We start from the raw sequence: 23,605 nt of genomic DNA on the forward strand, positions 1-23,605 counted from the left end.
CACAACTAAAAAATTTTTGTTAAAGTCAGTGGATAATTGGAATGGTTTAAGGATGAGCTACAATGTGCCTTATACTATAACTGCAGCTAAATGCTTGTTTTGAATAGTGTTAACTACAAGCACAAAATAATTCTCTAATTTTGAAGTGATTGCAATGTTGACGACATTGGAAAGTGCATAATCCTTTTTATAAATGTCTATACTTTAAGTAGAAAGTTGCTTAAAGGAGGATGATTTGGAGATGTCAGTTCGCTACCGATGTCGGCATTGTGAAGTAGAAATAGGGACACTACCATTTGATGCAGATGATACAATTCGAAAACTGCATATTTTCGAATTGGGAGAAGCAGATGATTATGTTGAGAAAGATCAACATGGACAAACGACTGTGCACTGCATTTGTGAGCAATGTGAGGATTCGCTGAGACAATATCCAGATTATCACGCACTCAATAAATGGATTCAATAATTGGAAGGATGCTTTGACGCACTCATGTGTGTTCAAGGCCTTTTTCCATTTTATAAAATAGCCAATAATAGAGATATTTAAAATAGCACTAGAGTAATAGAAAGACTACGCCTCGGTGCTATGTATAGAATTTTTCATGCTTGATCGAAAAATTCTGCGATCACACTGAAAAAATGAATACAAGTATCTTCCTTTATAGAAGTATGAGAAGAATACTGAAAAAAGATACAAATAGAAATTTATGCTGAAAGGAGCTTTTGACTGTGGAGGTTTTACGACAACTTGTGTCGCAGGATAAACATATTACATCATTTTTACAGGAAATTCAGAGCGGTCAAACTGCATCACAGCTTATTACAGGTTTAACAGGAAGCGCACGACCAGTAATGGTTGATGCGTTATTTGAATATGTTAAGAAGCCCATCTATATTGTTTCTCCTAATCTATTGCAGGCACAAAAAATGGTTGATGAGCTTGCTGGATTATTAGGTGAAGAATATGTACATTATTACCCTGCTGATGAATTCATTGCAGCAGATCTTTCTGTGGCATCACCTGAATTACGTGCAGAGCGAATTGCAACACTTGATTGTTTAGCTAGAGGTGAGAAGGCTATCTATGTAATACCCGTAGCAGGTTTAAGGAAAATTATGCAGCCAAAGGAACATTGGCAACAATATTTTTTACAAACAGCTATAGGTGATGATATCGAAATTGATAAGTGGTTACAAACATTAGTTGAGATGGGTTATGTTCGTAATTCAATGGTGACAACACCTGGAGAATTTGCGTTGCGTGGAGGCATTTTAGATATTTATCCTCCTTATTTAGAATCGCCTATTCGTATTGAATTGTTTGATACAGAGGTTGACTCTATACGGACATTTTCAGCAGACGACCAACGCTCTATTGATAAATTGCAAAAAATTCGTATTCTTCCTGCTGCAGAGGTTATTCTGACTAAAGCAGAAAGACAGTCGCTATCTGGTCGTTTGGAATCCGCCTTAGCAGCCAGCTTAAAGAAGGTCAAAAAACAGGAAACTAAGGAGTTACTGTATCAGCATATTCAGTATGATATTGAACTGTTACAACAAGGAAACTTACCTGATTACGTCAACAAATATGGTTCATTATTATACGATAAAACGGCCTATCTGGGAGATTACTTTGCACAGGATGGCATTGTGCTTTTCGATGAGCTTGGACGCATTCAAGAGGTTATGGATGCATGGGAACGTGAAGAGGATGAATGGTTTTTATCATTAATTGAAGAAGGAAAAATGGTTCATGATGTCAAACCCGCCTTCACGCTAAAAGAAATACTAGCGATGTTGCCACAACAAAAGCTTTCGTTTTCGTTATTTTCACGAACATTTTCAGGGATCACATTTAATAAAACAACTAATTTTTCTTGCAAGCCTATGCAGCAATTTCACGGGCAGATGGCATTGCTACAAAGTGAAGTAGAACGCTGGTTCCTTGGTAAATTTACGGTACTAATTGTTGCAAGGGATAAAGAACGTGTGAAACGGGTTCAGCAAATGCTTGAAGAATACGATATTCATACAACAATAGGTGAACCAGCAGAACCTGGGATTTATATTGTTGATGGTGGCTTATCGAGTGGCTTTGAATTACCGTTGCAGCGCTTAGCAATTGTGACAGAGGATGAGCTCTTTAAGCAGCAGGCAAAGAAAAAAGCGCGAACAAAAAAAATGACCAATGCTGAACGGATTAAGAGCTATACAGAAATTAAGCCGGGTGATTATGTTGTGCATGTTCATCATGGGATTGGTAAATATATTGGTGTGGAAACGCTAGAGGTCAATGGTACACATAAAGATTATTTGCATATTCGATACCGTGCTGACGATAAATTGTATGTACCTGTAGAGCAAATAGACTTAATCCAAAAATATGTGGCATCAGAAGATCGTGAACCAAAGCTACATAAATTAGGTGGAGCAGAGTGGAAAAAAACTAAGGCGAAGGTATCCTCTGCTGTACAGGATATTGCTGATGACTTAATTAAGCTTTATGCCAAGCGAGAAGCAGAGAAAGGGCATGCTTTTACACCTGATAATGATGATCAGCGTAATTTCGAGGCCATGTTCCCTTATGAAGAAACAGAGGATCAGCTTCGATCTATTGTTGAAGTAAAGCGAGATATGGAGCGAGAACGCCCCATGGATCGTTTAGTATGTGGTGATGTAGGCTATGGTAAAACAGAGGTAGCCATTCGCGCAGCATTTAAGGCTATTCAAGACGGTAAGCAGGTAGCTTTCCTTGTCCCTACTACTATTTTGGCCCAGCAGCATTATGAAACAATCCGTGAGCGCTTTCAGGACTTTGCTATTAATGTTGGATTATTATCCCGTTTCCGCACTAAAAAAGAGCAAACTGCAACATTAAAGGGTTTAAAAGAGGGGCAAGTCGATATAGTTATCGGAACACACCGAATTTTATCTAAAGATTTAATTTTCCAAGATCTTGGTTTGTTAATTGTTGATGAGGAACAGCGTTTTGGTGTGACACATAAGGAAAAAATTAAGCAATTAAAGACTAATGTCGATGTCTTAACTTTAACGGCTACACCAATCCCACGTACTCTTCATATGTCTATGGTAGGTGTTCGGGATTTGTCTGTTATTGAAACACCACCAGCCAATCGTTTCCCAGTCCAAACGTATGTAATGGAACATAGTGGAGCATTAGTGCGAGAAGCAATTGAGAGAGAAATGGCACGTGGCGGACAAGTGTTTTATTTATATAATCGAGTTGAAGATATGGCCCGTAAGGTAGAGGAGATTCAGGTACTCGTTCCTGAGGCGCGAATAGGTCATGCGCATGGAAAAATGACAGAGTCAGAATTGGAATCAGTGATTTTAGCCTTTTTAGAGGGTGACTATGATGTCCTTGTTACGACAACCATTATTGAGACAGGTGTTGATATACCGAATGTGAATACATTAATCGTCCATGATGCTGATCGAATGGGCTTGGCCCAGCTTTATCAGTTACGTGGACGGGTTGGACGTTCAAACCGGGTAGCATATGCGTACTTTATGTATCAAAGAGACAAAGTATTGACAGATGTAGCCGAGCAGCGTTTACAGGCAATTAAAGAGTTTACTGAGCTTGGCTCAGGCTTTAAAATTGCCATGCGGGATTTATCTATTCGAGGCGCAGGTAACTTACTCGGAGCGCAGCAACATGGCTTTATTGATTCAGTCGGCTTTGATTTATATTCTCAAATGCTTCAAGACGCCATTGCTGAACGACAAACAGGTGTAAAAAAAGAAGAGAAGCCAGATATCGAAATATTGCTAAGTGTTGATGCGTATATTCCTGACGTCTATATTCCGGATGGATATCAAAAAATCCAAATGTATAAACGCATTAAGGCAATGGATCAAGTAGAGGAATATGATGAAATCATGGAGGAATTAGAGGATCGATTTGGCGATCTTCCAATTGAAACAGAGCGTTTACTGCGAATAGCACGAATGAAGGTTTGGGGTCTTGGCGCAGGAGTAGTATCTGTAAAGGAAAAGCAAAAACTGATTACAATTCTGTTGTCTGAACAGGGAACAGCCAATGTTGATGGCAGTAAAATCATTGAAGAATCGATGAAATTTGAACGTGCTGTCGGTTTTGGTATGGACGGCATGCAGTTAAAATTAACAATAGATGAGCGAAAGTGTGGAAAATATCAACCATTTGATTTGTTGGAAGAGCTCATGCAAATTATTGATAAAGCAAAAAAACAGCACTAGCAAAAAGGCCGGTCTTATCTTTTTCGGAAAAGATAAGATGGCCTTTTTATATACATTTTTTATGAATTAATTATAGAAACTTATTCCTTGGGCAAACTAATATGGAGTTGATTGACGTAATAGCTTATGAAAAAAATTGTTGGTTGCGAAATCCTTTTTCATCAGTTTTTGCATAGATTACTTAAATAAAAACCATACTATAGTTGAATAAAAATTTCATTGTAGCGAAAGCGAGGCATTAGAATGAAGGCAACAGGAATTGTTCGTCGTATTGATGATTTAGGGCGTGTAGTTATTCCAAAAGAAATTCGTAGGACGCTACGTATTCGTGAAGGCGACCCTCTTGAAATTTATACGGACCGTGAAGGTGAAGTCATATTAAAAAAATATTCTCCTATCAATGATTTAGGGGAATTTGCAAGAGAATATGTTGAGACACTTTATGAAACATTAGGAACACCAGCATTTGTCACTGACCGTGATGAAGTAATTGCTGTAGCAGGGATTGGTAAAAAAGAATATATTAATCGTCGCATTACATCCTTTGCGGAAGGTTTCATGGAAGAGCGATCAACAAAAATTGAAAAAATGGAAACAACGATTGAAATTGTCCCTGGACAATATGAGCAGGTAAAATCGTATTGTGCGACACCTATTATGGTAAACGGTGATCCAATAGGCTGTATTATTGTCTTATCAAAAGTACACTTTGTCGGTGAGGTAGAAGTCAAAGTAGTGGAAACAGCTGCTAACTTCTTAGCTAAACAAATGAATAGTTGATGCATGGAAAAGTTATTGCGATGACCTTTTAGGCTGAACAATAACTTTTTTTGCGTACATAAATAAGTCATTATAGGAACAGTAGTGCTACCTGGCGCGTCAAACTTTGGAGATATGCTATACTATGGGCATTGTTAAGAAGGAAAGAGGGCAATTTATGTCGCAACGTTTTGGCATGAAAAGCTACATGAAGGGTGCAGCTTTATTGACAGTTGCTGCCCTTATTGTAAAGGTTCTTAGTGCAATTTATCGTGTACCTTTTCAAAATCTAGTTGGAGATGAAGGCTTTTATATCTATCAACAGGTGTATCCCGTTATATCAATTTTCGTTGTTTGGACATCTAGTGGCTTTGCTGTGGCCATTTCTAAAATGCTTGCAGATAATGATTGCATTGCTGATACAGTAGAACGTCAGAAACGACGAAACACCATTATGCGTGTGGTTTTCCGATATTTGACGATATTATCGCTATTATTTTTTGCAATTTTATTTGGAGGTGCTGAAATTATAGCCCAGTGGATGGGTGATGTTCAATTGGCACCTTTAATACGTACAGGCTCCCTTGTAGTATTGGTTATGCCAGCACTAGCAATTATGAAAGGTGGCTTTCAATCTAGAGGCATTATGGAGCCTATTGCATATGCCCAAGTTCTCGAACAAACGATTAGAGTAACTGTTATCTTAGTAGGCACCTTTATTATAATGACAACAACAAAATCACTTTATGATGCAGGGAAAATGGCTGTTATCGGTACAGTAATTGGTGAAGTTACGGCCCTGTTATTGCTTGCTTATATCTTTTATAAACGATTTGGACTTCGAAATAATCAACACCTACATCAGGTGAAAAGTATTTCAATTATTAAAGAAGTAACATGGTTGAGCTTAAGTGTCAGCATGAGTGGTCTACTATTACTTGGATACCAGCTGGTCGATTCATTTACGATTTATACATCATTGATTGACAATGGTATGGCACCTACATTAGCGAAGGAAACGAAAGGTATTTATGATCGTGGACAGCCGTTAGTACAATTAGGGGTTGTTATCGCTTCTTCGTTGTCGCTTGCTATTGTGCCACTTGTTGCTCATTTGTCGAAAAAACAAGAGGGGCGAAGTGCTATACCATTTATACAGTTAACATACAAAGCATCGATACTATTTGGCTGGTCAGCCTCATTAGGTTTAATGCTTGTCATGCCTTATATAAATGAAATGCTTTTTAAAACCAATACTTTATCAGAAGTTTTAATCGTCTATGTATTCCAAATCGTCCCATTGTCAATTATTCTTACATTTACGGCAATCTTACAAGGATATGGTAAATTAAAAAAGCCAGCATTATTTTTAATCATTGGCTTTTTGTTAAAAATCATATTGAATGTACGGTTAATTGGTTGGTTGGGTGTATTAGGTGCAGCTGTTGCGAATGATATTGGATTATTAGTAACAGCCTTCTTGCTTATTGTTTATTTGAAAGGATTGACTGGTATTCAATTTGCATCAGGAGACTTTTATAAAAAAGTAGGGGTGGCATCATTAAGTATGGCAGCTGTTGTACTCGTATGGTTACAAATAGCATCAGCGTTTTTAAGCCATTTGATGTCTTCACGTTTGATGGCGGTGGTGGCAGGTCTAACAGCTGTATTTTTTGGCGCATTTGCTATGCTAACGATTATTGCTAAGAAACGAGTGTTAGTAGAAAAAGAGTGGTATTTATTGCCGTTTGGACGCAGAATGGCTGTCTACCAATTATGGCTAAATTCAAAGAAGTAGGTGTGAATATTGAATACATTAACAATTATAGGCTTAGGTGCGGGGGATTTTAATCAGCTGCAAATGGGCGTTTATAGAAAATTAAAGGCTGCTAAAAAATTATATGTACGAACAGTGGATCATCCAGTATTAAAGGAATTAGAAGCTGAGGGAGTACAATTCGAAAGCTTTGATAAGGTTTATGAAAAACATGATGCATTCCAGCCAGTCTATGCAGAAATTGCAGATGCTCTTATTGAAGCTACTGCTGTTGAGGATATTATGTATGCTGTGCCAGGCCACCCATTGGTTGCAGAACAAACAGTACAATTACTTATTGCAGCGGCTAATAATAGTCGAATTAATTTAGTCATTGAGGGTGGTCAAAGTTTCCTGGACCCAATCTTTGGCGCATTAAAAATTGACCCAATTGAAGGCTTCCAATTACTTGATGGTACTAGTTTTTCAATGCATGACATCAACATGCGTCAACATATCTTAATTGCTCAAGTATACGATACATTTAGTGCTTCAGAAGTGAAGCTAACATTGATGGAAAAATACGCTGATGAGTACCCTGTGACAGTTGTTACGGCTGCAGGGTCTTCACAAGAAAAGATTGTAACGGTACCTCTCTATGAGCTCGATCAAAGTGTCGAAGTAAATAATTTAACAACAGTGTACGTTCCGCCTGTAAAATCTCAGGAAGAAGCATTGAGAGATTGGACAACATTCCGCCAAATTATTGCCACGCTAAGAGGTCCGAATGGCTGTCCTTGGGATCAAAAACAAACACATGAGTCATTAAAAAAATATTTACTTGAAGAAGCACATGAATACTTGGCTGCTGTAGATGCTGAGGATGATTTTGCAATGATTGAGGAACTTGGTGATGTGCTATTACAAATATTTTTACATGCCCAAATTGGTGAAGATCAAGGCTACTTTACACTAGAGGATGTTTTAGCTTCAATTAGCGAAAAAATGATTCGTCGCCATCCGCATGTTTTTGGTGATGTAGCAGTAGAGGATGCTGATGCTGTAGTTGCCAATTGGGAGGTAATCAAAGCTAAGGAAAAGGGTACTAGCGATAAACCATTATTAAAAGAAGAGTATAGAGCATCCTCTTCATTACAAACAGCCTATAACTACCAAAAAAGAGCTGCCAAAGTAGGTTTTGATTGGCCTGATGTGGAGGGAGCATGGGATAAGTTTGCTGAGGAATGGCAGGAATTCCGCCATGAGGTGACAAAAGGCTCAAATGCCTCCCGTCTTGATGAGTTTGGTGATGTATTATTTACATTAGTGAACTTAGCACGTTTTTACAAGCTGTCTCCAGAAGAGGCCATGTTACATGCAAATGAGAAATTTGCTAGACGATTTGGTTATGTAGAGGAACAGGTGAAAATTAGTGGAAAATCATTTGCTGATTTTACATTAGAACAATTAGATGCATTCTGGAATGAAGCAAAGCAATTAGAAAGGGAGTAAAAAGATGAGACTAGATAAATTTTTAAAAGTATCCCGTTTAATAAAACGCCGCACTTTAGCTAAAGAGGTGGCAGATCAAGGGCGTATTACAGTCAATGGAAAGGTAGCAAAAGCTAGTAGTGCTATAAAAGCTGGGGATGAGCTAGCTATCCGTTTTGGTCAAAAAATAGTAACAGCTCGTGTTGAAGAATTAAGTGATACAGTGAAAAAAGAAGATGCAGCAAAAATGTTTACAATTTTGAAAGAAGAAAGACTAGAAAAAGTTGAACCTGAATTTATCGATGATGAAGAATAGCGTTAATTTTATTTTCTAACTTACCTAATGTTGCCCTACCCTTCTTTTGTGGATGAAAGTAATGCACAACTTAAATAAAGTTTGTCATGCTTTGAAGGTTGTCCGCATAAAGTGAACAGAAGCTAGGACGACTAAAGGAGGAAGAAAATGACGCTACATCAAGAAAGTAATCGTTACACAATTCCATCTGGAGAGCATATTTTAACGATTCGTAATCGTAAAAGAATGGACATGACTTCTGTAAAATCAATTGAACGCTTTGATCAGGAAGAGTTTTTTATTAAGACGTCCCAAGGGCACTTGTTAATTCGTGGTGAGGAACTGCATATCGTTCATTTAGATGTTGACAAAGGATTATTGACACTTGAAGGAACTGTAAAAACCTTACAGTATGACGAGGAGGAAAGTGGCTTCTCGAAAGGTTTCCTTCATAAGTTATTTGGATGATTGTTAGTGAACAATTTTATCAATTAATTGTCATGGTTTTGAGCGGTATAGCAGTTGGTTTCATAATTGATAGTGTAAGACTTATTGTTTTTTCAACTCCAAAAAGGTCAAGCCTTCGCAAGTGGATGATGATTTTTGAAATATTAACATGGATTCTACTTGGAGGATTGACATATTATTTATTATTTTGGCTAAAAGACGGCGCTTGGCGGGCTTATGACCCGCTAGCGCAAATAGCCGGAATTTTTTTGTATCAATCGTTTTTTCAAACTTTTTTACGTTTCGTAGCTAGAATTTTGGTGAATATAACATGGAGGCCCTTCTGGTTCATTGTACGTTTCATTGTCACTGTAATTCGACATATTTTGCAGCTATTATTAAATATAGTAATGTTTGTTATAAGACCTTTTGTCAAAATTTATTCGTATTTGTCCTACACTTTTTTTAAAAAATTACGATATTTGAAGTATAATAAAAAGCAACAATAATTTTCGGAGGTGCGGGCATGACTAGACGTCATTCATCAAATGATGAACAACAGAACTTCACAAAGCTTGATAATGACTATGTCCGTAACACGGATAGAGCTATAAATCGCAAACAACAAGCTCGTAAACGTAAAATGCGTCGTATTGTCTTTTTTGCGATTGTACCAGTCATTATTATCGCTCTTCTCTTAAATGTGCTGTCACATCAAAATGAAACATTAGCGGCAAAAGAGAAATCAAAAGAAGAAGCGAATAAGCATCTCACTGAATTGAAAGAGGAACAAGAAACATTAAACCTTAAAATCAAACAATTACAGGATGATGAATATATCGCGAAACTACTAAGAAAAGAGTATTACTTATCCGAAAAAGGTGAAGTTATTTTCATTATGCCAGATAAGAAAGATAAAAAGGACGACTGAAAAGCTATGTATTGTTGACACTCTTTTATTGTTATATATAATGAAAAGAGAAGCTTATAGTAGTAAAAGGTTTGATTAAATTGATTACATGGCTCAAAAGAGTCGCTTAATTTTTAAGGAGGAGCATTTTTTTTATGTCAATTGAAGTAGGCAGCAAGGTACAAGGTAAAGTAACAGGAATCACAAATTTTGGAGCATTCGTTGAGCTGCCAGATGGCAAAACAGGCTTAGTTCACATTAGTGAAGTTGCTGACAATTATGTAAAAGATATCAATGAGCATCTAAAAGTTGGAGATGAAGTTGAAGTAAAAGTGATGAATGTTGAAGCGGACGGAAAGATTGGTCTTTCAATCCGTAAAGCAAAGCCTCAAGCTGAGAGACCAGAGCGACCAGCACGCCCACGTCGTGAGAATCGTTCTAATGATCGCAACGAACGCCACCAGCCAAAAGAAAATTTTGAGCAAAAAATGGCACGCTTCTTAAAAGATAGTGATGAACGTCTAGCAACACTTAAACGTGCTACAGAATCAAAACGCGGAGGTCGCGGAGCTAGAAGAGGGTAGTTTGCTGACTGTTTTAATCGTAGAAAAAGTGTATGAAATAGAGTTGGGATTAGCTTGTTCATAGCTAATCCCTTTTTTCATGTCCCTATAGAGTAGAAGAAGGCCTTCTCTTCTTTTTTATAGGTGTTATATCCTTTTCGTCAGCAGGAGCGATAATAGCCTTTTCTGCTGGATGGGTCACCATTTTGACAAGTAAAAAAACACCATATATACTTACCGCAAGTCCGCAAAGTAATAGTGCTATTTGAACAAAAAAAGGTAAATTAATAAGAATTGAAATTAAAATAATCATCGAGCCGCTCCCACAAATTAAAGCAGCCTTCGTTAATGCGCCCAAGGAAAATGAACCCCCCTAAAAATAAATCTTTTATTTAGTATGCCATATTTTAAACTTTGTTACATAGAATTTTCAACGTAATGAGTGAATTCTAGGAGTCCATAGCTTACATTTTTAGAATAAAAATAGGCGCCTCAGAAGTAGATTCTGAGACGCCTATTTGAGATGACCCGTACGGGATTCGAACCCGTGTTACCGCCGTGAAAGGGCGGTGTCTTAACCACTTGACCAACGGGCCTACTATGGTGGCGGCCGAGGGGATCGAACCCCCGACCTTACGGGTATGAACCGTACGCTCTAGCCAGCTGAGCTAGGCCGCCAATATAGTAAATGGAGCGGAAGACGAGGTTCGAACTCGCGACCCCCACCTTGGCAAGGTGGTGTTCTACCACTGAACTACTTCCGCATGTCGTTAAGCAACAAGTTAAATAATACAAGCCAATTGCGTTAGTGTCAAGTAAGTTTATTAAAAAAATAATAAAAAATATAATTAATAAAAATTAGTGTAGAAGTGTTATTTTAGCGGATTTTTTGTTCTTACGTAGAAATGTATCGGTGCAGTAGTTTAATGAAGTACGAGATAGTACATAGAATGCCATTTAAGTATGGTGAGGGTAAAAGTATAGACATTATTATTTTGTATCAATAAGGTGGTTTTTCAACGTTTTTCATAAATATAAGGCAACTGTGAAAGAAATTGTTGCCAGTTCTCGTATTTATGTATATCTATTAGTCGAAATATTTTAATTTTTTTCTGTCAACGTCAGACAATCTTTCCACACATAATTTTTTATAATAGCCAAAAGTGCGGAAAGGGGAAAGTTATATGACAAGTATTGAATGGTATAATACAACGAATGTAGAAGGCCGAAAAATAGGTATAAAAAAGAAACAAATACTGATAGGCTCTCTATTTTTCTTAACCGCTTTTTTTCTAGCTCAATCCGTTGTGTTCGAAGCAGCTGTACCGTTCTCAGTTCCTTTTTGGGCCATCATTCGAACGAAATATAGGGAGTATGCAAAATATGTTCTATTTGGTAGTTTAGTTGGTTGTTTTTTCCTTGGCTTTGGACAAGTCCTTATTCTAGCTTTACAGATCGTTATGTATGAATGTATTATGCGTTTCCGTTACTGGCAGCTGCCACAAAGCATTGCCGTATCTTTAGCTGTATTGCTAGTACAAATAATGTGGCAAGGAGTGATGTATCAAGGCTTACCACCAGTGCTTGTACAATTTTATGTAGGCTGTGAGGTAGCTCTAGCTCTTATTATGACGCTGTTTATGCAAGTGCTGTTTGTTAACTCGTATGAATGGTTTACGAGTCATTGGACATATGAGAAGCTGGGTTCTGGATTAGTGGTGTTTGCCGCCATGCTTACAGGGATGCAAGCAGTTGTGTTTAGCTATTTTTCTCTCCCCATTTTTTTATTGCAACTCTTTATCTGTTTTGGTGCATTAGTTGGGAGTGTTCCCTTGGCAACTGTAATCGGGGCTGTGCTAGGGACGCTAATCGGTGTGGCAAAGCTTTCATTTACCGGCATGCTCTCAGTTGCAACTTTAACAGGGCTGTGTGCGGGTATGGGAGCGAAGGGTGGTAGATTTGGGGTTGCCATCGGAAGTATTTTACCAAGTGTGTTCTTTTTATTTTATGACGCCACATTGCCTTTAGATAGCGTTTATTTTACCTCTATTGCTATTGGTAGTCTTCTTTTTCTAATGATTCCTAAAAAATATTCAGATAAGGTAAGGGACAAGCTCTTCCCACAACGTGAGGAGGTTTTACTGGCACGTCAGAACTGGTTAACAGATCATGTAACATATAAGTTAGAGCATTTTCAGCATTTTGTTCAATTCATGAAGGAGCTTGTGTTTGATCGTTTTATGACGGCACCGGTTGAAGAAGCGAAGGAAGTTTCTCCAATGAATACTTGTTTAAGTTGTTTCAGATACGAACATTGCTGGGGAGCTAAAAATAATGGGATGGACAAGCTGATGACTGATTGGTTTCATATGAAAGGAGTAGGTAAAGAATCAGCTATCCACCGTGTAGAAGAACAAATACGCTATAAATGTGTGAAATCGACGAAGATTTTTGAGGAGTTAGATACGGAGCTCTATAGAGAACGGATTAACGGGCAGTATTTCCATGGCAAAAAAATGATTGCTCTGCAACTTCGTGATATGAGTAATCATTTAAACCAGTTAATTGCTGAGATGAAGGAGGATACGATTTCATTTGTAAGTGTTGAAAAAGACATCGCTGAACGTTTAAAGGAGGCCCATATTGAATGTTTTCAACTTGATGTGCTTAGCAATAAGCCAGGAGCAAGAAAAATTGTCTGTGCTTTAGCGCCAGCACGGGTCAACTGGGAGGAAGATACGACACTAGCTGAACGTATGATATTGCCAATTCTTTATGAAATTTTTGATGAACCTTTTGAAATTGAAAAAGTAACAGCCTGTGAAATACCGTTTCGTCATGTACAAATATGCTTTAGATCAGCTATTAGCTTTGAAGTAGAGTATGATATATATAGCATGTCTAAAAATGCTACCTTATACTCTGGGGATTCACATGCCCTCTTCCAATTGCATCCAGGGTTATTTGCGATATTGTTGTCTGATGGTATGGGGCAAAGTAAAGAAGCACAACATGAAAGTAGAAAATTGATACATTTGATGAGAGAGTGTCTCAATTACAATATGAATCCGGAAACTGCGATGCATACATTGCATTATGTCATGTCATTAAAGCAACAAGATGATATGTACGCAACACTTGATTTTGCTCTCGTTGATTTACAGCATGGTGATTTGTGGTCGTGGAAGGCTGGAGGAATGTCGACCTATATTTTACGTGGGAAAGAAGTACTGAAAGTTGAAAGTAATGCAGCACCTGTAGGATTCTTATCAATTTCAGCAGTGGAGGCTGAGAAAAGGAAACTGAAGGCAGGAGACGTCATTTTAATGCATTCAGATGGTCTATTTTCAAGCGTAGCTGATTGGAGTGAGCAGGAGGAGGCGTTTTTAGCTTTTGCACAGCAGGTCGCAAGTACAAATAAAACCATTCAAGAAAAGTTAACTACGATTATGCAATCATTCCAAAGTTATTATGACATTGAGGACGATTGTACAGTACTAATGTTAGAGGTGACACATGTTGTACCGACATGGTCTGTTTTTAGACCAGCTCAATATTCTATGAGTCACTGATAATCAATAACAACGAAAAGGGGAGGAGAAGCGTTTGTCATTTGAATTAAAGGTCAAAACATTTATTGAAGAAGAGCAATTATTACAGCAAGGCGACCATCTTCTCATCGCCGTTTCGGGTGGAGTGGACTCAATGGCATTACTCCATTACTTTGTACAGACACAGGAGCAGTGGAATATTCAAGTAGAAGCAGTGCATGTTGACCATATGTTGAGAGGACAAGCTTCAGCTGAAGATAGAGCGTTTGTCCAAAAGTATTGTGACGACAATGGTGTTTCCTTACATGCTACCGAGATTCCAGTACCTGCAATTATGGCACAGGAAAATGGTAATACACAGCTCATTTGTCGTAGAGAAAGGTATCGATATTTCAAAGAAATCTTGGGAAAAATAAATGCAAATAAGCTTGTAACTGCACATCATGCGGATGACCAACTGGAGTCAGTATTAATGGCCCTTACGAAAAACGCAACAATGAATAGTATGCAAGGCATACGTCCCCAACGACTTTTTGAAGGAAAATCATTAATTCGTCCGTTTTTAACGGTTACAAAGTCTGAAATAAGGGAATATTTACTTAGAAAAGGTTTGGATTATCGAGAAGATGCTAGCAATTCCAAAGATACTTATGTACGCAATCGATTTAGACATCATGTAGTGCCTTTACTGGAGGCGGAAAATCCTCGGGTAACTGAACAAATCACCCATTTCACAAAGCATTTACAAGTAGACGACGCCTTTTTAATGTCATTAGCCCAAGATGTATTTTCTCAAACCGTAATAAGAAGTAACGAAAATACATATAGCCTAGAAATTGAGGCTTTTCAATTGATACCACTTGCTTTACAAAGGAGGCTCATTTTAATACTATTAAACTATCTTTACAAAGATTCAAATACGATACAAAGTTTTGCTTTATTGACTTCAATTTTAAAGCTTTGTGATACAACAGCAGGGTATGCTGAAATTCACTTGCCTGAAGATTTTCTAGCAGTTCGCCGTTACGGGAAATTAACGATTCAGAAGAATAAACCATTAGAGGATCAAACATCTCCTGAGAAACAGATTATTTCAATTGCTAATGGATGGACAACACTGATAAATGGTGAACGCTTATGCGTAGTCAATTTGCATGATTTATCGTCTGAATTGCTGACGGATACTGCACAACTTTTTTATTTTAACGCTAGCAAACTCCATCTACCGCTTTACATTCGAGCACGGAAGGATGGAGATAAAATGCTGTTAAAAGGAATGGATCAGCCAAAACGCTTATCTCGCCTTTTTATAGATGAAAAGATTCCTTTAAATGAGCGAAATAGCTGGCCGTTACTGATTTCTCAAACTGATGAGGTGGTAGCGGTAATTGGTGTGCGTATGGGAATATTTTTTTCAACCACTCCGCAACCAAACGATGATACAGTGCTCATCGTAGACTAAGGTCTTTGTAAAATATTTCAACGTAATAGGTTGAAGATTTTTTGATACATCACGAGGAGGAATCGATATGTTACAAAATGACATCGAAAAAATTATGATTACAGAAGAACAATTGCAAGAAAGAATTGCAGACTTAGGAGCACAACTAACAGCGGAATACAAAGATGCATTCCCATTAGCTGTAGGTGTTCTTAAAGGGGCAATGCCATTTATGACTGATTTAATGAAACGTTTCGATTCTTTCATTGAATTAGATTTTATGGATGTTTCTAGTTATGGTAACGCTACTGTTTCTTCTGGTGAAGTAAAGATTTTAAAGGATTTAAATACAAGCGTTGAGGGACGTGACGTATTAATCATCGAGGATATTATTGATAGTGGTTTAACGTTAAGCTATCTAGTGGATTTATTTAAATATCGCAAAGCAAAATCCATCAAAATTGTTACATTACTTGATAAACCATCAGGTCGCAAAGTAAACCTATCTGCTGATTATGTTGGCTTTGAAGTGCCAGATGGCTTCGTTGTAGGGTATGGTTTAGATTACGCAGAAAAATATCGCAACTTACCTTATATTGGTATCTTGAAGCCTGAAGTTTATTCTTTCTAAGATACAAAAAGACCAGCTATTAAAGTAAGACCTCCAGCGCAAGTCACGTATTTTTCGTTATGTTTAACATAATTCAAAATCTTGACACAATGTTCAGCTAAATCAAGTCCAAGGAACAGGTACAATTACGCTGGGACGTATAAAGATGGCCTAAAAACTGTTTTGATAACGGCAAAAAGTGAACGAAACATTTTTTAAGTAGGGCTTTTCGTTGTATGATGAAATCATGATATGTTAAGATTTTACTTATAATTTTTCTGTTTGTAATGAGGAGGCTGGAGATGAATCGAATATTTCGATATACCATATTCTATCTACTGATTTTCCTAGTGATTATCGGTATTTTTGGTACTTTCAATGGTGGAAATTCACCAACGAAAGAATTATCTTATCATGAGTTTCAAGAAGCTCTAGATAAAAAAGAAATAACAAGTGCAACAATTCAACCTGATAAATCAGTTTACGTCGTTGAAGGTACACTGAAAGGTTATGAAAAGGGTCAAAGCTTTACAACGAATATCCCTCGTGATAACCAATCTTTAATGGACCGTATCGATGAGGCTGCTAGGGATAAAGATAGTAATATTAGTTATTTAGCAGCACCAGAAACAAGTGGATGGATTCAATTCTTTACGGGAATTATTCCTTTCATTATCATCATTTTCTTATTCTTCTTCCTAATGAGTCAATCTCAAGGCGGCGGAAATAAAGTGATGAGCTTTGGTAAAAGTAAAGCTAAGCTTTATGACGATCAAAAGAAAAAAGTACGTTTTACAGATGTAGCAGGTGCTGATGAAGAGAAAGCAGAGCTTGTTGAGGTTGTAGAATTTTTAAAAGACCATCGCAAGTTTACTGAAATTGGTGCGCGTATTCCAAAAGGTATCTTACTTGTAGGTCCTCCAGGTACAGGTAAAACATTACTTGCCCGTGCAGTAGCAGGTGAAGCAGGCGTTCCTTTCTTCTCAATTTCGGGTTCTGATTTCGTAGAAATGTTTGTAGGTGTCGGTGCATCACGTGTCCGTGATTTATTCGAAAATGCTAAGAAAAACGCACCATGTATCATCTTTATTGATGAGATTGATGCGGTTGGTCGTCAACGTGGCGCAGGTCTTGGTGGTGGACATGATGAGCGTGAACAAACACTTAACCAATTGTTAGTTGAAATGGATGGTTTCGGAGCAAACGAAGGTATTATTATTATCGCTGCAACAAACCGCCCAGATATTTTAGATAAAGCGTTATTACGTCCTGGTCGATTTGACCGTCAAATTACAGTAGGACATCCTGATGTAAAAGGACGTGAGGCGATTCTTAAAGTACATGCACGCAATAAGCCATTAGCAGATACAGTTGATTTAGCAGCAGTTGCACAACGTACGCCAGGTTTCTCAGGTGCAGATTTAGAAAACTTATTAAACGAAGCAGCGCTTGTTGCGGCTCGTAAAAGTAAACGCACCATCAATATGGCAGATATCGATGAAGCTTCTGACCGTGTAATCGCTGGTCCAGCTAAAGCTAGCCGTGTATATTCAGCCAAGGAGAAGAAACTTGTATCCTTCCATGAAGCCGGCCACGTAGTTGTTGGTCTTGAGCTTGATGAAGCAGATACAGTACACAAAGTAACAATTGTTCCGCGTGGTCAAGCGGGTGGGTATGCGATTATGTTACCGAAGGAAGAGCGCTTCTTTACAACAAAGCAAGAGCTTTTAGATCGTATTGCAGGTCTCCTTGGTGGTCGTGTAGCTGAAGAAATTGTTCTTGGTGAAGTTTCTACTGGGGCACATAATGATTTCCAAAAGGTTACAAGCATTGCTCGTGCAATGGTTACTGAATACGGAATGAGTGAAAACCTTGGTGCTATGCAATTTGGTTCAAGTCAGGGCGGTAATGTATTCCTTGGTCGCGACTTTAATTCAGACCAAAACTACTCTGATTCTGTAGCTTATGAAATCGATAAAGAAATGCAAAAAATTATTGATACTCAATATGAGCGTACAAAACGTATCCTAACGGAAAAACGTGAGCTGCTTGATTTAATTGCCAATACTTTAATGGAGAAAGAAACGTTAAATGCACAGGAAATCGAGCATTTGCGTGACCATGGTGTTTTACCAGAGCCAGAGGCTGTAGAAAAAATTGAGGATAATACGCCGAAAATTGAAGCGAAGCCAACATTAGATACAATTGGTAAACCAGTTGTTGAAAAAGAGCTACTGAGTAAAGAGCCGAATCCAACAACTCTTGATTTAGCTAAAGAAAATAAAGAACAACAAAATGATGCTCCTAAAGGTATCGATGAAAAACGTGATTAAAAGTAGGAAGACTGTTTACTAATTTGGTAAGCAGTCTTTTTCTTTGCCTTTTATTACTAATAAGCATTAGGATATAGGAGTGAAAGATAAGCTCTATACGAATCTTCGTTAGAGGATATTTTATAGATAGGAGTGTTTAAGCATGGGAAATGTAACATTGAATAATGGACTTAAAATGCCTTTAGTTGGTTATGGCGTTTTTAGAGTACCTGAAGGAGATGACTTAGCTGAAGCTGTAAAAACAGCAATTGCAAAGGGTTATCGTAGCATTGATACAGCACAGGTATATCGTAATGAAGAAAGTGTTGGACGAGGAATACGTGCAGCCATAGAAGAAGGTTTAGTAACTCGTGATGAACTATTTATCACATCAAAAGTTTGGAACGATGGTCTTTCCTATGACGAAACACTTGCTGCTTACGATAGTAGTTTAGAAAAAATCGGGTTAGACTATTTGGATTTGTATTTAGTGCACTGGCCAGGGATTGACGAAAATTACATTGAAGTTTATAAAGCACTAGAAAAAATATATCAAGATGATCGAGTACGTTCAATTGGGGTTAGTAATTTCCACGTACACCATTTAGAAAAGCTTTTGAAGGAAACTACTGTTGTCCCTGTTATTAATCAAATCGAATTCCATCCGCATTTAACACAAGAGGAAGTTCGTGCTTATTGTCAGGATAAAGGCATACAGGTGGAGGCGTGGTCTCCATTGATGAATGGTTCCCTACTAGAGGAAGCCTTAATTCAAGAGTTAGCATCTAAATACGATAAAACGCCTGCGCAGATTGTATTACGCTATGATGTACAACATAATGTAGTTACGATTCCAAAAACGATGACACCTACACGTATGGTCGAAAATCTAGATGTTTTTAACTTTTCTTTAACAGATGAGGAAATGGCGCAGTTAGATGCGTTAAATGATGGATTACGTTGCGGTCCAGATCCAGAAACATTTAATTTCAAATAATTTCAATGGGGCTTCCTACTTTAAGGAAGCTCCTTTTTAAAGAACAATGTTTTTTGATTACTCTTCAAAATTTATGACATTCATAAGAGGTATTGAGGTAAATGTGGGCTTTTGACGATGTTCCGTTTTTCTGCGTGTGTTTGACAACTGATTATCAAACAAAAAGCGTTCATTTCCACCATTTAGACGAGAGGGACATCTGCTGAATCAAGATAAAAAGTGTGGTATCATTTTCTAAAGTATATTCACTTTTTTTAGACAAAAGTTGTAACAATAGAGTGGCGAAAGTTACAATGACGATATGGGAGGTGTTAGCCTTGATTTTAGTTTTAGATGCAGGGAATTCTAATATTGTATTAGGTGTCTACAATGACAACGATCAATTAGCCTTCCATTGGCGTATGGTAACAGACCTTCATAAAACAGAAGATGAATATGCTATGCAAGTTCTTTCTTTTTTTAATCACGCAGGCATTTCATTTGAACAAATTACAGGCATTATTATATCCTCAGTTGTGCCACCAATTATGTTTTCATTAGAGGCAATGTGTCAGAAATATTTTCAAAAAAGGCCTTTGGTAGTTGGTCCTGGTGTAAAAACAGGTTTAAATATTAAATACGAAAATCCGCGTGAGGTAGGGTCTGACCGCATTGTGAATGCCATAGCAGCTCTTGATTTATATAAAGCCCCTTGTATCATAGTTGATTTTGGTACAGCGACAACCTATTGTTATTTGAACGAAAAGGGCGATTACATGGGTGGTGCTATTGCACCGGGCATAACTATTTCTACAGAGGCTCTTTATACACAAGCTGCGAGATTGCCGCGTATTGAAATAGTTCGACCTACACATATTATCGGGAAAACGACCGTTTCTGCCATGCAGGCAGGAATTTTTTATGGCTTTGTAGGACAAGTGGAGGGCATTGTAAACCGAATGAAAGCACAAAGTAAAGAGGAGCCGTTAGTGATTGCTACAGGTGGACTAGCAAATCTGATCGCAGGGGAGACACAAATAATTGATGTTGTGGATCCATTTCTAACTTTAAAGGGTTTATATAAGCTATATAAACGTAACCAATAGGAAATGAGGGACATTCTATTTATGAATGATTATTTAGTAAGAGGTTTAGGTTTTAATGGTCAAGTACGTGTATTTGCAGCCCGTACAACAGCCACAGTAGGAGAAGCACAACGTCGTCATAATACATGGCCGGTTGTATCAGCAGCTTTAGGTCGTTCAATGACAGCCGCTGTCATGATGGGAGCTATGTTAAAAGGCGAAGAGAAAATCACTATAAAAATTGAGGGTAATGGCCCAATTGGACCAATGGTGATTGATAGTAATGCACATGGTGAAGTACGTGGGTTTGTGACAAATCCTCATGTTCACTTTGATTTAAACGAACATGGTAAGTTAGATGTTCGTGCAGGTGTTGGAACAGAAGGAGCTCTTACAATCGTAAAAGATCTTGGATTAAGAGATATGTTCTCTGGACAAACACCAATTGTTTCGGGTGAAATTGCTGAAGATTTTACTTATTATTTTGCTACTTCTGAGCAAGTACCGTCATCTGTTGGATTAGGTGTACTCGTTAATCCAGACAACACTATTCTTGCAGCTGGTGGATTTATTTTACAATTAATGCCTGGTTGTGAGGAAGAAACGATCAAAGAAATTGAACAACACCTTGCTACAATAGAGCCTGTTTCAAAAATGATTGAAAAAGGGTTTACGCCAGAGCAAATTCTAGAAGCTGTTTTAGGAAATGGTCACCTGCAAATTTTAGATTCCATGCCAATTGAATTTAAATGTCAATGTTCTAAAGAGCGGTTTGGTGCAGCAATTTTAGGTTTAGGAACTGCAGAAATTAAAGAAATGATTGAAGAGGATGGCGGAGCTGAAGCAGAGTGTCATTTCTGCTTAGAAAAATACAGCTTCTCTAAAGATGAGTTAGAAGGGTTTATCGATGAGCTCAACGCGTAATCGAAGACCCTCAACCACTGTATCACCAAACCAAACGCCTTTACTGCAACGTCGTTTAAAGACAAAACCTGCTTTAGCTGTTATATCGATTTTGTTATTAGGAAATATTTTGTGGTTCATTAGTTGGTTGATCCCGAATAAAGGTCAGGAAATTGGTAGCGATGAGCAGGTCGCTACCATTGACGGGGATGTAATTACACGCCAAGAATGGATGATTGCCATGGAAGAACGATATGGTAAAGAAACACTCCAAAATTTAGTGAATGAATCGGTCATGGAAAAGGCAGCTAAAACATATAAAATAAAAGTTACAGACAAAGAAATTGACCTTGAACTAGCGCTAATGCGTTCTGCTCAAGATAAGTTTGATACGGCCATGCAAAATCTTTCAGCAGAGCAGCTACGCCAAAAAATTCGATCACAGCTTATATTGGATAAAGTACTCACAAAGGACGTAGTGATAGAAGAAGAAAGTGTTGAAAAGTATTATGAGGAAAATCAAGGATTATATAATACAAAAACAAGCTATCGTACCAATTTTATTGAAGTCGATTCAAAAAAGGCTGCTGACGAAGCATTGGGTGAATTAAAAAATGGCTCTGATTTTATGGTGCTGGCACGTGAAATTTCCGTTGATAGTGCCTCAGCTAGTCTAGGGGGAGATATTGGCTACCTTACAGAGAATCAGGAAAATATAGACCCCGCAATTATTAATGCTGTGAAATCTCTTAAGACAAAAGAGGTAAGTAAGGCCTTTAAATTAGATAATGGTCATTACGGAATTGTTCAAGTGCAAGAGGTATTAGAAGGACAATCCTTTACATATGACGATGTGAAAGAACATATAGAGCGGGAATTGGCTTTAGAGCAATTACCACAATCCGTAACACCAGAAGCATTTTGGTCTGAATTTAATGCTACTTGGTATTATGGAGAGTCTAAAAAGGAAAAGTGATAAACGAAAAGAGTCTGCAATTTTTTGTGGGTACAACGAGTCTGATCAAACTTGCAGGCATTTGTAGTGACAAACCCAAATAAAAGAGGCAGATTCTTTTTATCTTTATTTAAAAACAAAGTATCAGATAAATATTCTGAAAATATACGGTTTATTTATTGACAATCGAATGGAAAAATTGATAAAATACAAAATAAGTAAAACCTATAAAAATAGTAGGGATTGGGAGTGGATTATTAAATGAGTAAAATAGCAAACTCAGTAGCTGAATTAGTTGGTAAAACACCAATCGTAAAATTAAATCATGCAACAAGTGAAAATGAAGGTACTGTATATGTAAAATTAGAATATTTTAATCCAGGTAGTTCAGTAAAAGACCGTTTAGCCTTAGCAATGATTGAGGCGGCCGAAAAAGATGGGACATTAAAACCTGGCGGTACAATTATTGAGCCGACATCCGGTAATACAGGTATTGGTCTTGCAATGATTGCAGCTGCTAAAGGATATAAAGCCATTTTAGTTATGCCAGAAACAATGAGCTTAGAGCGTCGTAACCTTTTACGAGCTTATGGCGCAGAGCTAGTGTTAACTCCAGGTCCAGCAGGTATGAAAGGTGCAATCGCTAAAGCAGAGGAATTATCTGCAGAGCACGGCTACTTCCTGCCACAACAATTTACAAACCCAGCGAACGCTGTTATTCACCGTCTAACAACTGGTCCTGAAATTGTAGAAGCATTTGATGGTCTAACACTAGATGCATTTGTAGCTGGTGTTGGTACGGGTGGTACAATTACGGGTGCTGGTGCTGTATTAAAAGAAAAGTATCCAAACATTGAAATCATTGCAGTTGAGCCAAAGGATTCACCAGTACTTTCTGGTGGTCAACCAGGGCCACATAAAATTCAAGGTATTGGTGCTGGATTTGTTCCAGCAGTATTAGATACTGACATCTATTCTTCAGTATTCCCTGTTGAAAATGAGATTGCTTTTGAAGTAGCGCGTAAAGTGGCTCGTGAAGAAGGGATTTTATGTGGTATCTCATCTGGTGCTGCTATCTATGCTGCAATTGAAGCAGCAAAACGTTTAGGTAAGGGTTCAAATGTTCTTGCGATCGTTCCTTCAAACGGTGAGCGTTATCTATCAACACCTTTATACCAATTTGAAGATTAATTTTTAATTTTTATGTTAGGACTCCTTTATAAAAGGGGTCCTTTTTAATGCCTAGAAATGGACACTATTAAAATTATAAAAATATTCGCTTCTATGTACTATTCAAGTTAAGATG

20 protein-coding genes and 3 tRNA genes are annotated in these 23,605 nt (G+C 37.7%); 19 read left to right on the forward strand and 4 right to left on the reverse strand.

Features of this window, described 5'->3' with window-relative positions:
* Positions 1 to 241 precede the first annotated feature (241 nt).
* From OU989_RS00385 to OU989_RS00430, 10 genes are all read left to right on the forward strand, one after another.
* The gene (locus OU989_RS00385) at positions 242 to 469 is read left to right on the forward strand and encodes an anti-sigma-F factor Fin (protein WP_016993788.1); all 228 of its coding nucleotides are present in this window, start codon (positions 242 to 244) and stop codon (positions 467 to 469) included.
* Between the two features lie 263 nt (positions 470 to 732).
* Entirely contained in the window at positions 733 to 4,245 is a 3,513-nt protein-coding gene (gene mfd / locus OU989_RS00390) for a transcription-repair coupling factor (RefSeq protein ID WP_274795164.1), read from the forward strand.
* A 243-nt stretch (positions 4,246 to 4,488) separates the two neighbouring features.
* Positions 4,489 to 5,025 (forward strand): stage V sporulation protein T, encoded by a 537-nt coding sequence (gene spoVT / locus OU989_RS00395; protein ID WP_274795165.1) that lies wholly within the window; start codon positions 4,489 to 4,491, stop codon positions 5,023 to 5,025.
* 157 nt (positions 5,026 to 5,182) lie between these two features.
* The gene (locus OU989_RS00400; RefSeq protein ID WP_274795166.1) at positions 5,183 to 6,802 is read left to right on the forward strand and encodes a putative polysaccharide biosynthesis protein; all 1,620 of its coding nucleotides are present in this window, start codon (positions 5,183 to 5,185) and stop codon (positions 6,800 to 6,802) included.
* Between the two features lie 9 nt (positions 6,803 to 6,811).
* Positions 6,812 to 8,272 carry a bifunctional methyltransferase/pyrophosphohydrolase YabN gene (locus OU989_RS00405; protein WP_274795168.1) on the forward strand — a complete coding sequence of 487 codons (1,461 nt, stop codon included), beginning with the start codon at positions 6,812 to 6,814 and terminating at the stop codon, positions 8,270 to 8,272.
* A gap of 4 nt (positions 8,273 to 8,276) precedes the next feature.
* A complete protein-coding gene (locus OU989_RS00410; RefSeq protein WP_274795169.1) occupies positions 8,277 to 8,567 on the forward strand; it encodes an RNA-binding S4 domain-containing protein in 291 nt (96 codons plus the stop codon).
* Positions 8,568 to 8,714: 147 nt separating this feature from the next.
* The gene (gene yabP / locus OU989_RS00415) at positions 8,715 to 9,014 is read left to right on the forward strand and encodes a sporulation protein YabP (protein ID WP_004229167.1); all 300 of its coding nucleotides are present in this window, start codon (positions 8,715 to 8,717) and stop codon (positions 9,012 to 9,014) included.
* Positions 9,011 to 9,502, forward strand: a complete 492-nt coding sequence (yabQ, locus tag OU989_RS00420) for a spore cortex biosynthesis protein YabQ (RefSeq protein WP_312507368.1) — start codon at positions 9,011 to 9,013, stop codon at positions 9,500 to 9,502. Before yabP ends, yabQ begins: the two co-directional genes overlap by 4 nt.
* 17 nt (positions 9,503 to 9,519) lie before the next feature.
* Positions 9,520 to 9,924, forward strand: coding sequence for an FtsB family cell division protein (locus OU989_RS00425; protein ID WP_274795170.1), 405 nt, complete (start codon positions 9,520 to 9,522; stop codon positions 9,922 to 9,924).
* Positions 9,925 to 10,058: 134 nt separating this feature from the next.
* On the forward strand, positions 10,059 to 10,487 hold the full coding sequence (locus OU989_RS00430) for a S1 domain-containing RNA-binding protein (protein ID WP_274795172.1): 429 nt from the start codon (positions 10,059 to 10,061) through the stop codon (positions 10,485 to 10,487).
* A gap of 85 nt (positions 10,488 to 10,572) precedes the next feature.
* On the opposite strand, the gene OU989_RS00435 is transcribed toward OU989_RS00430, so the two are convergent.
* From OU989_RS00435 to OU989_RS00450, 4 genes are all read right to left on the reverse strand, one after another.
* Positions 10,573 to 10,779, reverse strand: a complete 207-nt coding sequence (locus OU989_RS00435) for a hypothetical protein (RefSeq protein WP_274795173.1) — start codon at positions 10,777 to 10,779, stop codon at positions 10,573 to 10,575.
* 211 nt (positions 10,780 to 10,990) lie between these two features.
* Positions 10,991 to 11,062, reverse strand: a tRNA-Glu gene (locus OU989_RS00440).
* 5 nt (positions 11,063 to 11,067) lie between these two features.
* A tRNA-Met gene (locus OU989_RS00445) sits at positions 11,068 to 11,144 on the reverse strand.
* An 11-nt stretch (positions 11,145 to 11,155) separates the two neighbouring features.
* A tRNA-Gly gene (locus OU989_RS00450) sits at positions 11,156 to 11,230 on the reverse strand.
* Positions 11,231 to 11,650: 420 nt separating this feature from the next.
* Between OU989_RS00450 and OU989_RS00455 the strand changes: the two genes are divergently transcribed.
* The 9 genes from OU989_RS00455 to cysK all read left to right on the forward strand — a co-directional run bounded on the left by OU989_RS00455 (position 11,651) and on the right by cysK (position 23,490).
* Positions 11,651 to 14,038 carry a SpoIIE family protein phosphatase gene (locus OU989_RS00455; RefSeq protein WP_274795174.1) on the forward strand — a complete coding sequence of 796 codons (2,388 nt, stop codon included), beginning with the start codon at positions 11,651 to 11,653 and terminating at the stop codon, positions 14,036 to 14,038.
* A gap of 34 nt (positions 14,039 to 14,072) precedes the next feature.
* Complete coding sequence (gene tilS / locus OU989_RS00460; RefSeq protein WP_274795175.1) at positions 14,073 to 15,479, forward strand: tRNA lysidine(34) synthetase TilS; 1,407 nt, start codon at positions 14,073 to 14,075, stop codon at positions 15,477 to 15,479.
* Positions 15,480 to 15,546: 67 nt separating this feature from the next.
* The gene (gene hpt / locus OU989_RS00465; RefSeq protein WP_274795176.1) at positions 15,547 to 16,089 is read left to right on the forward strand and encodes a hypoxanthine phosphoribosyltransferase; all 543 of its coding nucleotides are present in this window, start codon (positions 15,547 to 15,549) and stop codon (positions 16,087 to 16,089) included.
* Between the two features lie 281 nt (positions 16,090 to 16,370).
* Positions 16,371 to 18,401 carry an ATP-dependent zinc metalloprotease FtsH gene (ftsH, locus tag OU989_RS00470; RefSeq protein ID WP_274795177.1) on the forward strand — a complete coding sequence of 677 codons (2,031 nt, stop codon included), beginning with the start codon at positions 16,371 to 16,373 and terminating at the stop codon, positions 18,399 to 18,401.
* Between the two features lie 142 nt (positions 18,402 to 18,543).
* On the forward strand, positions 18,544 to 19,377 hold the full coding sequence (locus OU989_RS00475; protein WP_274795178.1) for an aldo/keto reductase: 834 nt from the start codon (positions 18,544 to 18,546) through the stop codon (positions 19,375 to 19,377).
* 317 nt (positions 19,378 to 19,694) lie between these two features.
* Entirely contained in the window at positions 19,695 to 20,462 is a 768-nt protein-coding gene (locus OU989_RS00480) for a type III pantothenate kinase (protein WP_274795179.1), read from the forward strand.
* Between the two features lie 21 nt (positions 20,463 to 20,483).
* Positions 20,484 to 21,365 (forward strand): Hsp33 family molecular chaperone HslO, encoded by an 882-nt coding sequence (hslO, locus tag OU989_RS00485; RefSeq protein WP_274795180.1) that lies wholly within the window; start codon positions 20,484 to 20,486, stop codon positions 21,363 to 21,365.
* The gene (locus tag OU989_RS00490) at positions 21,349 to 22,320 is read left to right on the forward strand and encodes a peptidyl-prolyl cis-trans isomerase (RefSeq protein WP_274795181.1); all 972 of its coding nucleotides are present in this window, start codon (positions 21,349 to 21,351) and stop codon (positions 22,318 to 22,320) included. The genes hslO and OU989_RS00490 overlap by 17 nt, the downstream gene beginning before the upstream one ends.
* Before the next feature lie 240 nt (positions 22,321 to 22,560).
* The gene (cysK, locus tag OU989_RS00495) at positions 22,561 to 23,490 is read left to right on the forward strand and encodes a cysteine synthase A (RefSeq protein ID WP_274795182.1); all 930 of its coding nucleotides are present in this window, start codon (positions 22,561 to 22,563) and stop codon (positions 23,488 to 23,490) included.
* Positions 23,491 to 23,605 lie beyond the last annotated feature (115 nt).

This window comes from Lysinibacillus irui (genome assembly GCF_028877475.1).
Classification (GTDB): Bacteria; Bacillota; Bacilli; order Bacillales_A; family Planococcaceae; genus Lysinibacillus; species Lysinibacillus irui.

Coding starts and splice junctions, on each gene's coding strand:
- cysK (WP_274795182.1), top strand. CDS start 22,561: ATGAGTAAAATAGCAAACTCAGTAGCTGAATTAGTTGGTAAAACACCA.
- OU989_RS00385 (WP_016993788.1), top strand. CDS start 242: ATGTCAGTTCGCTACCGATGTCGGCATTGTGAAGTAGAAATAGGGACA.
- yabQ (WP_312507368.1), top strand. CDS start 9,011: ATGATTGTTAGTGAACAATTTTATCAATTAATTGTCATGGTTTTGAGC.
- hslO (WP_274795180.1), top strand. CDS start 20,484: ATGAATGATTATTTAGTAAGAGGTTTAGGTTTTAATGGTCAAGTACGT.
- hpt (WP_274795176.1), top strand. CDS start 15,547: ATGTTACAAAATGACATCGAAAAAATTATGATTACAGAAGAACAATTG.
- OU989_RS00455 (WP_274795174.1), top strand. CDS start 11,651: ATGACAAGTATTGAATGGTATAATACAACGAATGTAGAAGGCCGAAAA.
- OU989_RS00400 (WP_274795166.1), top strand. CDS start 5,183: ATGTCGCAACGTTTTGGCATGAAAAGCTACATGAAGGGTGCAGCTTTA.
- yabP (WP_004229167.1), top strand. CDS start 8,715: ATGACGCTACATCAAGAAAGTAATCGTTACACAATTCCATCTGGAGAG.
- OU989_RS00410 (WP_274795169.1), top strand. CDS start 8,277: ATGAGACTAGATAAATTTTTAAAAGTATCCCGTTTAATAAAACGCCGC.
- OU989_RS00435 (WP_274795173.1), bottom strand. CDS start 10,779: ATGATTATTTTAATTTCAATTCTTATTAATTTACCTTTTTTTGTTCAA.
- OU989_RS00490 (WP_274795181.1), top strand. CDS start 21,349: ATGAGCTCAACGCGTAATCGAAGACCCTCAACCACTGTATCACCAAAC.
- OU989_RS00425 (WP_274795170.1), top strand. CDS start 9,520: ATGACTAGACGTCATTCATCAAATGATGAACAACAGAACTTCACAAAG.
- OU989_RS00475 (WP_274795178.1), top strand. CDS start 18,544: ATGGGAAATGTAACATTGAATAATGGACTTAAAATGCCTTTAGTTGGT.
- OU989_RS00430 (WP_274795172.1), top strand. CDS start 10,059: ATGTCAATTGAAGTAGGCAGCAAGGTACAAGGTAAAGTAACAGGAATC.
- ftsH (WP_274795177.1), top strand. CDS start 16,371: ATGAATCGAATATTTCGATATACCATATTCTATCTACTGATTTTCCTA.
- spoVT (WP_274795165.1), top strand. CDS start 4,489: ATGAAGGCAACAGGAATTGTTCGTCGTATTGATGATTTAGGGCGTGTA.